Here is a 14,670-nt window from a genome sequence, read left to right as displayed (position 1 = left end):
TCAATCGATCCCTTTTTCCGCCAGCACACGGGCTTCGTGCAGCAAGGCGGAGACGAGCGGGGTGAAAGGCTCGCGGTGGGTGGCGACGAGACCGACAGTGTGATGCGGTTCAGGGTCGACAAGGGAAACTATACTTATTTCGTCAGGAAATCCAAATGATTTTGCGACATTTCTCGGCATGATGCTGGACCAGCGTCCGGTGCGCACATGCGAGAACAGCACGATCATCGAGTTCGCTTCGAGCGACGGCTCGACTGTAACGCCCGCTTCGGCGAAGTGGCGGTTGATGATGCGGCGGTTCTGCATGTCGGCAGTTAATAGGCAAAGCCTAATATTGCCGGCCTCCTGCCAGGTCACGGTTTCGCGATCAGCGAAGGCGTTGCCCTTGGCGGTGACGAGGCAATAGTGCTCATGCAGCAGCGGCACGCTGGTGACGCGGCCGAGCGGCTCGTTTTCCAGATAGGTGAGGCCGGCGTCGATCTCGAGGTTTTCGAGCAGGCCGAGGATCTTGATCGAGGTCGTGGAGAGGATCGAGAAGGTGACGTCGGGGTGCTTTTCCTGAAACGGCGCGGTGATGTGCGGCACCATGGCAAGCGTCGTCGGGATGGCGGCAAGACGGATATGGCCGGACAGGCCCTTGCGCGCGGCGCGCATTTCCTCGCGCATGGTGCGGGTGTCGCCGACGATGCGGCGCGCCCATTCCAGCACACGCTGGCCCTCGGGCGTCAGGCCCTGGAAGCGGGAACCACGCACGACCAGCATCACGCCGAGCTGCTCCTCAAGCTGGCGGATCGCCGCTGAAAGCGTCGGCTGCGAAATGCCGAGTTCTTCCGCGGCCCGGGCGAAATGTCGTTCGCGGGCAAGGGCAATGAAATATTCGAGCTTGTCTATCATGGGCGAACCGCACCTCCCTGCTCTTGATACAAAAGAACAGTGGCGACACCAATGCCCCGCGCCCTATATCTGGGTAAGCGACAGGATCACGAGGGGGACGCCATGACGTTTCAAGCATTGCTGGTCGAGAAGGGGGCGGATGGTGCGGTCTCTGCCGCGATCCAGGACCTCGACGATTCGCGGCTTCCCGATGGCGATGTCACCGTCGCGGTGGAATATTCCACACTCAACTACAAGGACGGGCTCTGCATCAACGGCAAGGGCGGGCTCGTTCGCAGCTTCCCGCATGTACCGGGTGTCGATTTCGCCGGCACCGTGGAGGCCTCGGACGACCCGCGCTATCGTGCCGGTGACCGGGTGGTGCTGACGGGCTGGCGTGTCGGTGAGGTCTGGTGGGGTGGTTATGCAACGCGCGCCAAGGTCAAGGCCGACTGGCTGGTGCCGCTGCCGGACACGCTTTCGACGCGCCAGGCCATGGCAATCGGCACGGCCGGTCTCACCTCCATGCTGTCGGTCATCGCGCTGGAAGAGGCAGGGCTTTCGCCGTTGAAAGGCGAGGTGCTGGTGACGGGGGCTGCCGGCGGCGTCGGCTCGGTGGCCGTGGCGCTGCTGGCAAGGCTTGGTTATTCGGTCGCCGCCATCACTGGCCGACCGGAAGCGGCGGACTATCTCAAGAGCCTCGGCGCCGAGACGATCGTCGGCCGCGACGAACTGTCGGAAGCCAACAGCAAACCGCTCGAATCCGAGCGCTGGGCGGGGGCGATCGACGCGGTTGGCGGCGAGATGCTGGGGCGCGTGCTGAAGCAGATGAAGTATGGTGGGGCCGTCGCCTCGGTCGGTCTTGCGGCGGGTGCGGCCGTGCCGTCCTTCACGGTCATTCCGTTCCTGCTGCGCGGGGTCAGCCTTCTCGGCATCGATTCGGTGATGCGGCCCTATGACCAGCGCGTCGACGCCTGGAACCGGATTGCCTCCGACCTGCCGATGGACAAGCTGGAATCGATGGTCGTCGAGCATCGGCTCTCGGATTTGCCGGAGCTGGCCAATGCCATTCTCGACGGCAAGGTCAAGGGACGCGTCGTCGTCGATGTTCGCGCTTAGGGCAATTTCAGTTTAAACCTGCACCGGCCGCGTTTCCTGGTCCATCACGCCGAAGACGCGCCGGTAGCGTTCGATCTCGGCCGGGTCCCCGGTCGCTTTGGCGGGATTGTCGGAGAGCTTGACCGCCGGCCGGCCATTGGCGCTCGTCACCTTGCAGACCAGCGATATCGGGTCGAGGCCATTGCCGCCGTCCGGGTCGCAGCCGCGAAAATCATTGGTCAGGTTGGTGCCCCAGCCGAAACTCATGCGGACGCGGCCGTGAAAATGCCGGTAGGTTTCCTCGATCGTGTCGATGTCCATGCCGTCGGAAAAGATCAGCAGTTTTTCGCGTGGATCACGGCCCTTCTCCTTCCACCAGCGGATGATCTGTTCGCCGCCGGAAATCGGCGGTGCGCTGTCCGGGCGAAAACCGGTCCAGTCCGCAACCCAGTCCGGCGCGTTGGCGAGGAAGGCGGTCGTGCCGTAGGCGTCGGGCAAGGCGATCAGCAGATTGCCGTTATAGTGCTGCTGCCACGCTTCCAACACCTGGTAGGGCGCCTGGGCCAGCGCTGCATCGCCATCGGCGAGTGCTGCGGCGACCATCGGCAGTTCGTGCGCATTCGTGCCGATCGCTTCCAGATCGGCGTCCATGGCAAGCAGGACGTTGGACGTGCCGATGAAACGATCGTCCAAACCTTCCTTGAGGGCTTCCACGCACCAGCGTTGCCAAAGAAAACCATGCCGCCGCCGTGTGCCGAAATCCGAGATGACGAGATCCGGCAGCTGGCGCAGTCGCTCGACCTTTTCCCAGAGCCGGGCCTTGGCGCGGGCATAGAGCACATCGAGCGTGAAGCGGCCCCTGTCGCGCATCGCGGCGCGCGACTTCAGTTCGTTGATGATTGCCAGCGCGGGGATTTCCCACATCGTGGTGTGGGTCCAGGGGCCATCGAAATGCAATTCGTACTGCCCGTCGATCTTGCGCAGCTCGTAGTCCGGCAGGCGGAATGCCGCCAGCCAGGCGATGAAATCCGGGCCGAACATGCGGGCCTTGCCGTAAAAACTATTGCCCGCCAGCCAGATCAGTTCCTTTTTGGTGAAACGCACGCTGCGCGCGTGATCGAGCTGGGCGCGCAGTTCCCCCTCGTCGATAATGTCGGCCAGCCGCACGCTCTTCGTGCGGTTGATCAGCGAGAAGGTCGCGTCCACGTCCGGATGCAACTGCCGGATCATCTGGAGCATCAGCAGTTTGTAGAAATCCGTATCGAGCAGGCTGCGGACGATAGGGTCGAGCCGAAAATTGTGATCATGGGTCCGGGTCGCGATATCGGTGACAGCCATGCCGCATAGTCCTCATCATTGATGACGTGAAATATGCGCATCGAAACGCTGGCGGCAAGTCAAAGTGCGCGACCGGAGTCACGCCATGGCGGTTTCCGGAAGCAGCGCGTCTCCCCGGGTATAGGTGTCCTCGAAACGATCGAACCCATGGGTGCCGCCGTTGACCGCCTTGCGCGCGGCCTTCAGGTCCCCACTCGAAAGTGCTGCGCGAATGATATCCTGCTTGTTGAGCAGGAACTGCGCCAGGATGAGGCCGGCCAGCGTGGAATCATTGGCCAATGTCGGCGTCACAATCAGATTGGCGCTGATCTGGGCCCCGATCCGATTGTAGTTGTAGCGGCCCGTCAACTGCACGAAGCCGCGGCCGCGAAAACGTGCGCCGTCGCCGGGCTGGGTGTTTCCCAAATTCTTGCCGACGCTCGTGCCGGGTTCGTATTTATCGAACGGAACCGTGCTGGTGTTGTATTTGCTGACGAATTCGTTGATGGGCACGAAGCCTTCGGTCTCCGCGCGGATGGTCGCCAGCGCCATCAGCACCATCTCCCGGTCGAGAAGGCCCTTGTCGCGCAGGCCGGCAAGCACGGACGGCAGGTGCGTCTTGATATTGGCGAGCGGTGTCGCCGGGTTGAAAATGCTCTTGACCAGGGTCGGGCTGATGAGATCGGTGCTGTCGTCATCTGCGGCGGCGGCACCCGTTCCCACCGCCGGAGCGGTTATCATCGATGTGATCGAACCGAGCTTGGTCTTGATGTCGGCCAGGTCGAGTTTGAAGGCGGCCTCCGTGACCGCATCGGTTGTAAGCACTTCGGCAGCGGGCGTTTGGCCGGCGACGTTCACGACAACGGTCGATGGCGGCTTTGTCGGCGTAGTGCCCGCTGCCACGCCTTCACCGCCTCCCGGAGAGCCGCCACCGGCCGGCGTCGGCAGGCGGGCGACGAAGGCCTCGATGATGTCCGTGCCGGCATAGCCGGCTGCCGCCAGGCCGAGCAAGAGGTCGATGTCGTTGACTGTGATGGCGGCAAGCTTGCCCAGGTCGAGCAGCAGCGCGGCTGCCACGCCCGCAATGAAGCCGATGAACAGGCTGACGACCAGCCTGCTGGCAATGAAGCTATCCTGCTCGTTGGGACCCTTCGCGGCATTTTCGTCGTGAAGTTTCTTGAGGCCGATGACTGTTCGCGCACCCTGGCCGATCAACCCCATGACGCCGCCCAGGAAGACTGCGCCGAGAACCTCTGCAACTGCCATGACCCACCTCCCAACATTAGGAGAGAGTTAACCAGCAATCGTGAAAAAATGCAACCTTTGACTGTGGTTTTGCTGCCTCTGGCGACAATGCATGCGCGAAAGGAAGCGCGAGCAGATTCGCATGGTCATCGTTGCGCGCCGGGGTGTGGCGCGCGGTGGGCCGCAACAAGGCGGCACCCTCTGCGGATCTATGGGAAAGGCGGCCCTCAGGCCGCCTTCTTGTTGCCGTTGAACGGGATTTCGATATCGACGGCGAGCGTCGAGACCTGGGCCCCGCGTTCCATCTTGATGCTGACCTTTTCGTCGTCGATCTGCATGTGCTTGGAAATGGCCTTGAGGATTTCGTCGCGCAGCTTGTTGACGAGGTCGGAATCGCCGGTGGCGGCGCGCTCGTGGGCGAGCAGCACCTGCAGCCGCTCACGGGCAGCCGGGGCCGACTGGCCACGGGAGAAGAAACGGAACAGGTTCATGCCGCTTTCCTTCCGAAGATCTTGCCAAGGAAGCTGCGCTTGTCACCAGGGATCGTGACCGGCAGGGTTTCTCCCTTGAGACGGCGTGTCGCCTCGAAATAGGCGAGCGACGGGGCGCAGCGGCCGTCGGCGAGTGTGACGGGCGCGCCGACATTCGACGCGCGCAGCACGTCCATGCTTTCCGGGATGATGCCAAGCAGTGGGATCGACAGGATCTCGAGCACGTCATCGACCTTCAGCATGTCGCCGCGCTCGGCGCGGGCGGCGTCGTAGCGGGTCAGCAGCAGGTGCTTTTCGACGCGCTCGCCGTTCTCCGCCTTCAGCGTCTTGGAATCGAGCAGGCCGATGATGCGGTCGGAATCGCGTACGGAAGAGACTTCCGGATTGGTGACGACGATCGCGACGTCGGCGTGGCGCATGGCAAGCGTGGCGCCACGTTCGATGCCGGCCGGGCTGTCGCAGATGACCCAGTCGAACGCGTTCTTCAGGGCGGTGATGACCTGCTCGACGCCTTCCGGCGTCAGATTGTCCTTGTCGCGGGTCTGCGAGGCCGGCAACAGGTAGAGCGTCTCGACGCGCTTGTCGCGGATCAGTGCCTGCGTCAGCTTAGCCTCGCCCTGGATGACGTTGACGAGGTCATAGACGACGCGGCGTTCGGCACCCATGACGAGGTCGAGATTGCGCAGGCCGACGTCGAAATCGACGACCACGACCCGCTCGCCATTTTGTGCCAGCGCAGCGCCGAGTGCGGCAGACGACGTCGTCTTGCCGACGCCGCCTTTGCCCGATGTGACCACGATTACCTTGCCCATGGACCTCTCCAGTTCTGTGAATGTGTTTCGGTTCAGCCGAGTGTCGCTGCCTTGATTGTTTCGCCATCGAGCCAGATCTGCACGGGTTTGCCACGCAGGTCCGGTTCCAGGTCGTCGGCGGTCTTGTAAAACCCGTCGATGGCGATGAGTTCCGCTTCAAGCTTGCGGCAGAAGATGCGCGCCGACGCGTTGCCCGTCGTGCCCGCCATCGCCCGGCCGCGCAGCGGGCCGTAGACATGGATCGAGCCGCCGGCGACGATTTCCGCGCCCGATGCGACCGAGCCGACAATGGTGACGTCGCCTTCCGGGAAGATGATGGACTGCCCCGAGCGCACCGGCCGGTTGACGACCATCGACGGCATCGGCGAAGCCTGTGGTGCCGGCGCTTGCGTTTGCGTCGGCTGCGGGCTGGCGGGTGCCGCGGCTTCGACGTGCAGGTTGCGGCCTGCGTCTGCCTGCTCGCTGACGGGCGCTTCGATATCCGCGGCCGGCCGGCCATCGGTCATGGCTGGCGGCAGGTCTGCACCAAGCAGCGCGGAGCGTGCACCCTCAAGGCCCATGACGCGCACGTTGCGGGCGCTGAGTTCGCTTACCAGATCGCGCAATTGCTGGCGGTCGATATCCAGTCCCTCGACGTCCAGGATCACCGGCCGACGCAGGAAAAAACCGGCGGAGCGCCGGGCCAGATCGTCAAGCCGCGCCAGCCAATCCTCGAAGGGAAGCTCCGGGGTCAGGGACAGTGCGAGGAAGGATCGCCCCTTGAGGCGGATGGGCCGTGGCTGTGTTAACACGTCGGTCATCTTGGTTAATTTTCGGTTGCTTCGGTGTATCGAAGAAATGGTTAACAAAAGGTTAATTGCAGGCCTGGCTGGCGCGAGGCATGCCGTCCCAAAATGGAGGGCGAACATGCGGCAAAGGACTGAGTTTGCGGGAGAAGGCAGCGCGGCGCGATCGGTTAATTTTGCATCGGGAAATCGTGTGCGTCCGCCGATTTCAGGCGCGGTTAAAGCTGTGTGACGCAAGCGCGCAACACGTCGGGACGGGGATGCAGTCGGTGCCGCGCTTTTTGGGCGCGAATCGACCTGGAGGTGCGGAGTGAACCGCTCAGCAGATGAGCTGGCCGCCGTTGACCTCCAGCACCTGGCCGGTGATGTAACCGGACAGCGCCGCGGAGGCGAGGAAGAGATAGGCGGGCGCGCAGTCCTCCGCCGTGCCGAGGCGCTGCAGGGGGATTGTCTTGCGCGTCGCCTCCAGCTTGTCCGCAGATGAATAGCGCGCATGGAAATCGGTGGTGATGGTGCCTGGCGAGACGCAGTTGACGCGGATGCCATCCGGTGCCAGTTCGCGGGCGAGGCCCTTCGAATAGGTGGAAACGAAGGCCTTGGTGGCGGAGTAGATCGCCGAACCGGGGCTGCCGCCGGTGAGCGCCGAAATCGACACCGTGTTGACGATTGCGGCATGCGGCGCCCGGCGCAGCGACGGCAGCAGGGCGCGCGTCACCTCGACGACGGACGTCTGGTTGAGGCGCACGACGGTGTCGTACTGCTCGTCGGTCAGGTCCGCCGCCGGGAAGCGGCCGACCATCGTGCCGGCATTGTTGATGAGCACGTCGACATGCGGGAAGAGGCTGTCCACCCGCTGCAGGATCGCGCCGATGCCGCCTTCGACGAGAAAATCCGAATAGACGATATGGGCGCGGGCTTCCGCAATCGCGCTGTCGAGGAAATCGGGCAGGGCGCCGGCGGCGGCACGGCCGCCATGCAGCAACACATGGGCACCGCAATCGAGGAACTGCCGGGCGATCTCCAGGCCGATGCCGCGTCCCGCGCCGGTGACGACGACATTGGCGCCCTTGAACAAGGCTGGATGAAACATGTGTCGTCCTCCCGGGGCTTGCTGCGGCCAGTTATCCAGCGGCCAGTATCACAAAAATAGGCGCACACTCCAAGAAGGCAGGGCGGATCAATTGATGTGCTTTCGTTTTTGCATATTATGAAACCAAACGAAAGCAATGGGAGGAGCCAATGTTTCTGACAGGTCGCCAGGCGGAGATCCTCGATCTCGCGAAGATCGAGGGGCGCGTGCTCGTCGAGGACCTTGCGGCGCGCTTCTCCGTGACGCCGCAGACCATTCGCAAGGACTTGAACGATCTTTGCGACAGCAAGGCATTGACGCGCATCCATGGCGGCGCGTTGTTTCCGAGCGGCAACGAGAATGTGAAATACGAGGCGCGTCGTTCGATTGCGGCGCCCGAAAAGCAGGCGATCGGCCGCGCCGCCGCCGCCATGATCCCGGACAATTCCTCGCTTTTCATCAATATCGGCACGACGACGGAGGCCGTCGGCGAGGCTTTGCTCGACCATAAGGAATTGATGGTCATCACCAACAATATCAATGTCGCCAATCGCTTGCGGGTCTACCCCTCGATTGAGGTGGTGATTGCCGGGGGCGTGGTGCGTGGCGCGGATGGCGGCATCGTCGGGGAAGCGGCGGTGGATTTCATCCGGCAGTTCAAGGTGGACTACGCAGTGATCGGCGTGTCGGCGATCGATGAGGACGGCGCGCTTCTCGACTTCGACTATCGTGAGGTGAAGGTGGCGCAGGCAATCATTGCGAATGCGCGTCACGTCATCCTGGTTTCGGATTCGACCAAATTCGAAAGGACAGCGCCGGTGCGCATCGGCCACCTGTCGCAGGTGCATACTTTCATCACCGATACCTGTCCGTTCGAGGGCATTCGCGGCATTTGCCAGGAGCATGACGTGCGCCTGATCGAGACGTCTTCCGCGCCGTGAAAGCACAAAAACAGCATTAGTCCTACATTCGTTTGACATTCGAAATGTTTTCGTTTTAACTCTTCGTGCTTTCGCAACTGCGCAAAATTGTGCAATGCGAAATGGGAGGGGAACTTGGACGGCAACGTGATCCGCGATATTTTTGTTATCGGTGGCGGCATCAATGGCTGCGGCATTGCGCGCGATGCGGCGGGCCGTGGCTATTCGGTCGTGCTTGCCGAGATGAAGGACTTTGCGTCCGGCACGTCATCCGCCTCCACCAAGCTCATTCATGGCGGCCTGCGCTATCTCGAACATTACGAATTCCGCCTGGTGCGTGAAGCGCTGATGGAGCGCGAAGTGTTGTGGGCCATGGCGCCCAATGTCATTTGGCCGATGCGTTTCGTGCTGCCCTTCCAGAAGGGCGGGCCACGTCCGGCCTGGCTTATCCGCCTCGGCCTGTTCCTCTATGACTATATCGGCGGCCGCAAGCTTCTGCCGGCGACCCGCACGGTCGACCTGACGAAGGATCCGGCCGGCGGCCCCTTGAAGAAGCTGTTTCACAAGGCTTTTGAATATTCCGACGGCTGGGTCGATGATGCGCGCCTTGTCGTGCTGAACGCGCGGGATGCCGCCGACCGGGGCGCTGATATTCGTACCGGCACCAAGGTCGTCACCGCGCGGCGCGAAAACGGCCACTGGAATGTCGAGACCGAGCATGTCGAGACCGGCGAACGCGAGACGTTTCGCGCCCGCATGCTGGTGAATGCCGCGGGTCCCTGGGTCGACAAGGTCCTGTCCTCCGCCTTCGGTCGCAACGACGTGCACAATGTCCGCCTTGTGCAGGGCAGCCATATCGTCGTGAAGAAGAAATTCTCCGATCCGCGCGCCTACTTCTTCCAGAACCCCGACGGGCGTATCATGTTCGCCATCCCGTACCAGGAGGAGTTCACGCTGATCGGCACGACGGACCGGGACTATCAGGGTGATCCCCGGGATGTTCGCATCAGCGACGAGGAAATCGGTTATCTTTGCGCCTCGGCGAGTGAATATTTCGCCGAGCCGGTGACGCGGGACGATATCGTCTGGACCTATTCCGGCGTGCGCCCGCTTTTCGATGACGGCGCCAGCAAGGCGCAGGAAGCGACACGCGACTACGTGCTGAAGGTCGAGGGTGGCGATGGCCAGGCGCCATTGCTCAACATCTTTGGCGGCAAGCTCACCACCTACCGGCGTCTCGCCGAATCGGCGCTGGAGAAGATTTCGGAATCGATCGGCGCGAAGGGCGATCGCTGGACGGCGCAGTCCCGCCTGCCCGGCGGTGATTTCAAGGTCGATGGCTTCGACGCCGAGGTGAAGGCGCTATCATCGCGCTTTGCCTTTCTGGCGCCGGCCCATGCCCGCCGGCTCGTCCGGCTCTACGGCACACGGGCCGCGGTCATGCTGGACGGCGCGAAGACGATCGACGATCTTGGGCGGCATTTCGGCAGCGACCTGTACGAATGTGAGGTGCGCTGGCTGATGAAGGAAGAATGGGCCCGGCATGCCGAGGACGTGCTGTGGCGGCGGACCAAACGCGGATTGCACCTGACGGCCGCTGAGGCGGCTGCGCTGGAAGACTACATGGCGGCCGCACAGGCGGCCCCCCACTAGCACACCCTGATCCGGTGGCTGGGAGGAACGACGGAGATAGGAATGCTTGAACTTAGAAACATCGCGAAGGTGGCGGGGGCGGAAACGCATATCCACCCGACCAACCTCGTGCTCGAGCGCGGCGCGCTCAATGTGCTGCTCGGCCCGACGCTGTCGGGCAAGACATCGCTGATGCGGCTGATGGCCGGCCTCGACAAGCCGACCGCCGGCTCCGTCTGGTTCGACGGCAAGGACGTCACCGGCGTGCGCGTGCAGGAGCGCGGCGTCGCCATGGTCTACCAGCAGTTCATCAATTATCCGGCTTTGACCGTCTACGAGAACATCGCCTCGCCGATGCGCATCAAGGGGGCGGACAAAGCGACGATCGATCGCGAAGTGCGCAAGGCAGCTGAGCTGCTGAAGCTGACGCCCTATCTCGACCGCACGCCGCTCAATCTTTCCGGCGGCCAGCAGCAGCGCACGGCGCTTGCCCGCGCCATCGTCAAGAATGCCAGCCTCGTGCTGCTCGACGAACCGCTCGCCAACCTCGATTACAAGCTGCGCGAGGAGCTGCGCCTCGAACTGCCGAAGATCTTTGCCGCGTCCGGCGCGATCTTCGTCTATGCGACGACCGAACCGTCTGAAGCCCTGCTTCTCGGCGGCAATACGGCGACGCTGTCGCAAGGCCGCATCACCCAGTTCGGCCGCACCATTGACGTCTATCGTCATCCGAGCGATCTCGTCACGGCGCGCACCTTTGCAGACCCGCCGCTGAACACCATGCAGGTGTTGAAGAACGGCGCACATTTCGAGGTCGGCGGCAAACCGGTGCTGCCGGTGCCGGCGCATCTTGCGACCCTGCCGGACGGTCCCTGCACCATCGCCTTCCATCCGCATCATTTGGCGTTGACGAGCCGGCATCCGACCTCGGCAAGCCTTCAGGTGCGCACCGCGATCTCGGAAATCGCCGGTTCGGAAAGCTTTATCTACATCGAATTCGAGGGCAGCCGTTGGGTCATGCTCTCGCCGGGCATCCACGACATCGAGCCGGACGCGATCATCACTGTCCATGTCGACACGCGCCACCTGATGGCGTTCGGCACGGATGGCAGGACGATCGCCGAACCGGCCGCCGCGGCGGCCTGAGGAGGAGACCATGGCACGTATCACCCTCGACCACATCCGCCACGCCTACGGCGAAAAGCCGAAGTCGGAAGCGGACTATTCGCTCAAGGAAGTCCACCACGAGTGGAACGACGGCGGCGCCTATGCACTGCTCGGGCCCTCGGGCTGCGGCAAGACTACGCTGCTCAACATCATTTCCGGCCTGCTGCAGCCGTCCGAAGGGCGCATCCTGTTTGACGGCAAGGACGTCACCTACCTGTCGACGCAGCAGCGCAACATTGCCCAGGTCTTCCAGTTCCCGGTCATCTACGACACGATGACGGTCTACGACAATCTGGCCTTTCCCCTGCGCAACCGTGGTGTTGCGGAACCGGAAGTCGACCGCCGGGTGCGCGAAATCCTGGAGATGATCGATCTTTCGAGCTGGGCGAAGAAGACCGCGCGCGGGCTTACCGCCGACCAGAAGCAGAAGATCTCGCTCGGCCGCGGCCTCGTGCGCAACGACGTCAATGCCATCCTGTTCGACGAGCCGCTGACCGTCATCGACCCGCATATGAAATGGGTGCTGCGCTCGCAGTTGAAGAAGCTGCACCGCCAGTTCGGCTTCACCATGGTCTATGTCACGCACGACCAGACCGAGGCGCTCACCTTCGCCGACAAGGTCGTCGTCATGTATGACGGCCAGATCGTGCAGATCGGCACGCCGGCCGAGCTCTTCGAGAAGCCGAAGCACACATTCGTCGGCTATTTCATCGGTTCGCCGGGCATGAATGTGCTGCCGGCCTCCATCGATGGCAGCAGCATCAGGATTGGCGAGCAGACGCTCGACCTTGATTACAAGCCGCAGGTCGCCGTCGGTGCCAAGACCGAACTCGGCATCCGCCCGGAGTTCATCTCGCTTTCGCGTGACGGCATGCCGGTCTCGATCAGCAAGGTCGAAGATATCGGCCGCCAGAAGATCGTGCGCGCCGAATTTGCCGGCAAGCCGATCGCCATCGTCGTACCGGAGGATGGCGAAATCCCCGCCGATCCGCGTGTGACCTTCGATCCGGCCGCCATCAACATCTACGCCGATAGCTGGCGTGTCGGCAGGGAGGGCTGATGATGAACAAGACCTGGAACAACAAGGCCTGGTTTATGGTCCTGCCGGTCCTGCTGCTCGTCGCCTTCTCGGCGGTGATCCCGCTGATGACGGTGGTGAACTATTCGGTGCAGGACACGTTCGGCAACAACCAGTTCTTCTGGAACGGCGTCGGCTGGTTCTCCGACGTTCTGGAATCCGATCGCTTCTGGCAGGCGCTCGGCCGCAACCTGCTGTTCTCCGGTATCATCCTTGCCATCGAGATCCCGCTTGGCATCCTGATCGCGCTCAACATGCCGAAGAAGGGCCTCGGCGTGCCGTTCTGCCTCGTCCTGATGGCGCTGCCGCTGCTCATTCCGTGGAACGTCGTCGGCACGATCTGGCAGGTGTTTGGCCGCGTCGATATCGGTCTGCTCGGTCGCACGCTCGATGCGCTCGGCATCAGCTACAACTACGTCAACAATGTCTTCGATGCCTGGATGACGCTGATCGTCATGGACGTCTGGCACTGGACGAGCCTTGTCGTGCTCTTGTGCTACGCCGGCCTCGTCTCGATCCCGGAGGCCTATTACCAGGCTGCGAAGATCGACGGTGCCTCGCGGTGGGCCGTGTTCCGCTACATCCAGCTGCCGAAGATGAAGCGCGTGCTGCTCATCGCCTTCCTGTTGCGCTTCATGGACAGTTTCATGATCTATACCGAGCCCTTCGTCATCACCGGCGGCGGCCCCGGCAACTCGACAACCTTCCTGTCGATCGACCTCGTCAAGATGGCGATCGGCCAGTTCGACCTCGGCCCCGCCGCGGCAATGTCCATCATCTACTTCCTGATCATCCTGCTGCTGTCGTGGATCTTCTACACGGTCATGACCAGCAGCGACGAACAGGCGTGAGGGAGGAAACCATGACCTCACAGGCAACCACTGCAAACACGCTCCAGACGAGCGCCGCAAGCACCGTCGACACAAGGGCCGGAGCCAACAGCAAGCGCAGCTTCTCCTGGCTGGTGCCGACGCTCTACATCCTCTTCTTGATGTTGCCGATCTACTGGCTCGTCAACATGAGCTTCAAGACGAATGCGGAGATCACCGGGGCCTTCTCGCTCTGGCCGGTCAATCCGACGCTCAGGAACTACACCGTGATCTTCACCGATCCGGCCTGGTATTCGGGTTACATCAACTCGATCATCTACGTGGTGCTGAACACGCTGATTTCGGTTTCGGTGGCGCTGCCGGCGGCCTATGCCTTCTCGCGCTATCGGTTCCTCGGCGACAAGCACCTGTTCTTCTGGCTGCTCACCAACCGCATGGCGCCGCCGGCCGTCTTCGCGCTGCCGTTCTTCCAACTCTATTCGGCTTTCGGCCTGATCGACACGCATATCGCGGTTGCCATCGCGCACTGCCTGTTCAACGTGCCGCTCGCCGTGTGGATCCTTGAAGGCTTCATGTCGGGCGTGCCGAAGGAGATCGACGAGACCGCCTATATCGACGGCTACTCGTTCCCGAAGTTCTTCGCCAAGATCTTCGTGCCGCTGATCGCCTCGGGCATCGGTGTCGCCGCCTTCTTCTGCTTCATGTTCTCCTGGGTCGAACTCCTGATCGCCCGCACGCTGACGACGACGGATGCCAAGCCGATCGCCGCGACGATGACGCGCACGGTCTCGGCCTCCGGCATGGACTGGGGTGTGCTCGCCGCCGCCGGCGTGCTCACCATCATTCCCGGCGCGCTCGTGATCTATTTCGTCCGCAATTACATCGCCAAGGGCTTTGCCCTGGGGAGGGTCTGATGGCCGCTGTCGCAAACAACAACAATCGCTGGCCCGCCGCGCTCGTTGCCGTGCTCCTCGTCTATGTCGTCGTCGCCGGCGCCCTGTTCCTGGGGCTTCCGGTCAAGGACGGCGAGCGCGACTTCTTCGCGCCGCTTATCGCAGGCGGCTGGATGGCCTGGTCGTTCCCGACGGCGATGTTCTTCCTGACCATCTTCACGCTGATCGCGCTGATGGGCGTCTGGGAATATGCCCGGCCGGGCGGAAGCCCGCGTGTTGGCATCCTGCGCTTCGAGACGACCCGCGGCGACCGGCTGTTCGTGTCGCTGCTCGGCTCGGCGTTCATTCATCTCGCATGGTTGGGCCTTGTCGGCGCCAATCTGTGGTGGGCTCTTGCCTTGTCCGTGGTCTACGCCATTGGCGTTTTCCGCTTCGTCTAGGCAAAGGAAATGGAGGCCCG

Annotated in this window: 15 protein-coding genes; 8 read left to right on the top strand and 7 right to left on the bottom strand. The window is 62.7% G+C overall.

What is annotated here, in order from left to right; translation table 11 throughout:
* The gene (locus GR138_RS26420; protein ID WP_069060883.1) at positions 1-894 is read right to left on the bottom strand and encodes a LysR family transcriptional regulator; all 894 of its coding nucleotides are present in this window, start codon (positions 892-894) and stop codon (positions 1-3) included.
* A 102-nt stretch (positions 895-996) separates the two neighbouring features.
* On the opposite strand from GR138_RS26420, the gene acuI reads away from it, so the two are divergent.
* Positions 997-1,992 carry an acrylyl-CoA reductase (NADPH) gene (acuI, locus tag GR138_RS26415; RefSeq protein WP_160862254.1) on the top strand — a complete coding sequence of 332 codons (996 nt, stop codon included), beginning with the start codon at positions 997-999 and terminating at the stop codon, positions 1,990-1,992.
* 12 nt (positions 1,993-2,004) lie between these two features.
* On the opposite strand, the gene pncB is transcribed toward acuI, so the two are convergent.
* The 6 genes from pncB to GR138_RS26385 all read right to left on the bottom strand — a co-directional run bounded on the left by pncB (position 2,005) and on the right by GR138_RS26385 (position 7,711).
* Positions 2,005-3,309: a nicotinate phosphoribosyltransferase gene (pncB, locus tag GR138_RS26410; protein WP_160862253.1), complete on the bottom strand. Its 1,305-nt coding sequence runs from the start codon at positions 3,307-3,309 to the stop codon at positions 2,005-2,007.
* 78 nt (positions 3,310-3,387) lie between these two features.
* Positions 3,388-4,554, bottom strand: coding sequence for a glycoside hydrolase family 19 protein (locus tag GR138_RS26405; protein WP_160862252.1), 1,167 nt, complete (start codon positions 4,552-4,554; stop codon positions 3,388-3,390).
* A gap of 206 nt (positions 4,555-4,760) precedes the next feature.
* Positions 4,761-5,024: a cell division topological specificity factor MinE gene (gene minE / locus GR138_RS26400; protein ID WP_160862251.1), complete on the bottom strand. Its 264-nt coding sequence runs from the start codon at positions 5,022-5,024 to the stop codon at positions 4,761-4,763.
* Positions 5,021-5,836, bottom strand: a complete 816-nt coding sequence (gene minD, locus GR138_RS26395; protein WP_160862250.1) for a septum site-determining protein MinD — start codon at positions 5,834-5,836, stop codon at positions 5,021-5,023. Before minD ends, minE begins: the two co-directional genes overlap by 4 nt.
* A 32-nt stretch (positions 5,837-5,868) precedes the next feature.
* Complete coding sequence (gene minC, locus GR138_RS26390; protein ID WP_160862249.1) at positions 5,869-6,636, bottom strand: septum site-determining protein MinC; 768 nt, start codon at positions 6,634-6,636, stop codon at positions 5,869-5,871.
* Positions 6,637-6,940: 304 nt separating this feature from the next.
* Positions 6,941-7,711 (bottom strand): SDR family NAD(P)-dependent oxidoreductase, encoded by a 771-nt coding sequence (locus tag GR138_RS26385; protein ID WP_160862248.1) that lies wholly within the window; start codon positions 7,709-7,711, stop codon positions 6,941-6,943.
* A 149-nt stretch (positions 7,712-7,860) separates the two neighbouring features.
* Between GR138_RS26385 and GR138_RS26380 the strand changes: the two genes are divergently transcribed.
* From GR138_RS26380 to GR138_RS26350, 7 genes are all read left to right on the top strand, one after another.
* On the top strand, positions 7,861-8,631 hold the full coding sequence (locus GR138_RS26380; RefSeq protein ID WP_160862247.1) for a DeoR/GlpR family DNA-binding transcription regulator: 771 nt from the start codon (positions 7,861-7,863) through the stop codon (positions 8,629-8,631).
* A gap of 114 nt (positions 8,632-8,745) precedes the next feature.
* Entirely contained in the window at positions 8,746-10,263 is a 1,518-nt protein-coding gene (gene glpD, locus GR138_RS26375) for a glycerol-3-phosphate dehydrogenase (protein WP_160862246.1), read from the top strand.
* Positions 10,264-10,305: 42 nt separating this feature from the next.
* Positions 10,306-11,388: an ABC transporter ATP-binding protein gene (locus GR138_RS26370; protein WP_160862245.1), complete on the top strand. Its 1,083-nt coding sequence runs from the start codon at positions 10,306-10,308 to the stop codon at positions 11,386-11,388.
* Positions 11,389-11,398: 10 nt separating this feature from the next.
* Positions 11,399-12,469, top strand: coding sequence for an ABC transporter ATP-binding protein (locus tag GR138_RS26365; protein ID WP_160862244.1), 1,071 nt, complete (start codon positions 11,399-11,401; stop codon positions 12,467-12,469).
* Between the two features lie 2 nt (positions 12,470-12,471).
* Positions 12,472-13,338: a carbohydrate ABC transporter permease gene (locus GR138_RS26360; protein ID WP_160862351.1), complete on the top strand. Its 867-nt coding sequence runs from the start codon at positions 12,472-12,474 to the stop codon at positions 13,336-13,338.
* 11 nt (positions 13,339-13,349) lie between these two features.
* A complete protein-coding gene (locus GR138_RS26355) occupies positions 13,350-14,231 on the top strand; it encodes a carbohydrate ABC transporter permease (RefSeq protein WP_246200744.1) in 882 nt (293 codons plus the stop codon).
* A complete protein-coding gene (locus tag GR138_RS26350; protein WP_202402869.1) occupies positions 14,231-14,650 on the top strand; it encodes a DUF2160 domain-containing protein in 420 nt (139 codons plus the stop codon). The genes GR138_RS26355 and GR138_RS26350 overlap by 1 nt, the downstream gene beginning before the upstream one ends.
* Positions 14,651-14,670 lie beyond the last annotated feature (20 nt).

Origin of the sequence: Shinella kummerowiae (assembly GCF_009827055.1) — a bacterium.
In the GTDB taxonomy this organism is placed as follows: domain Bacteria; phylum Pseudomonadota; class Alphaproteobacteria; order Rhizobiales; family Rhizobiaceae; genus Shinella; species Shinella kummerowiae.
This window is presented reverse-complemented; position numbering and strand designations above follow the sequence as displayed.

Coding starts and splice junctions, on each gene's coding strand:
- GR138_RS26420 (WP_069060883.1), bottom strand. CDS start 894: ATGATAGACAAGCTCGAATATTTCATTGCCCTTGCCCGCGAACGACAT.
- acuI (WP_160862254.1), top strand. CDS start 997: ATGACGTTTCAAGCATTGCTGGTCGAGAAGGGGGCGGATGGTGCGGTC.
- pncB (WP_160862253.1), bottom strand. CDS start 3,309: ATGGCTGTCACCGATATCGCGACCCGGACCCATGATCACAATTTTCGG.
- GR138_RS26405 (WP_160862252.1), bottom strand. CDS start 4,554: ATGGCAGTTGCAGAGGTTCTCGGCGCAGTCTTCCTGGGCGGCGTCATG.
- minE (WP_160862251.1), bottom strand. CDS start 5,024: ATGAACCTGTTCCGTTTCTTCTCCCGTGGCCAGTCGGCCCCGGCTGCC.
- minD (WP_160862250.1), bottom strand. CDS start 5,836: ATGGGCAAGGTAATCGTGGTCACATCGGGCAAAGGCGGCGTCGGCAAG.
- minC (WP_160862249.1), bottom strand. CDS start 6,636: ATGACCGACGTGTTAACACAGCCACGGCCCATCCGCCTCAAGGGGCGA.
- GR138_RS26385 (WP_160862248.1), bottom strand. CDS start 7,711: ATGTTTCATCCAGCCTTGTTCAAGGGCGCCAATGTCGTCGTCACCGGC.
- GR138_RS26380 (WP_160862247.1), top strand. CDS start 7,861: ATGTTTCTGACAGGTCGCCAGGCGGAGATCCTCGATCTCGCGAAGATC.
- GR138_RS26370 (WP_160862245.1), top strand. CDS start 10,306: ATGCTTGAACTTAGAAACATCGCGAAGGTGGCGGGGGCGGAAACGCAT.
- GR138_RS26365 (WP_160862244.1), top strand. CDS start 11,399: ATGGCACGTATCACCCTCGACCACATCCGCCACGCCTACGGCGAAAAG.
- GR138_RS26360 (WP_160862351.1), top strand. CDS start 12,472: ATGAACAAGACCTGGAACAACAAGGCCTGGTTTATGGTCCTGCCGGTC.
- GR138_RS26355 (WP_246200744.1), top strand. CDS start 13,350: ATGACCTCACAGGCAACCACTGCAAACACGCTCCAGACGAGCGCCGCA.
- GR138_RS26350 (WP_202402869.1), top strand. CDS start 14,231: ATGGCCGCTGTCGCAAACAACAACAATCGCTGGCCCGCCGCGCTCGTT.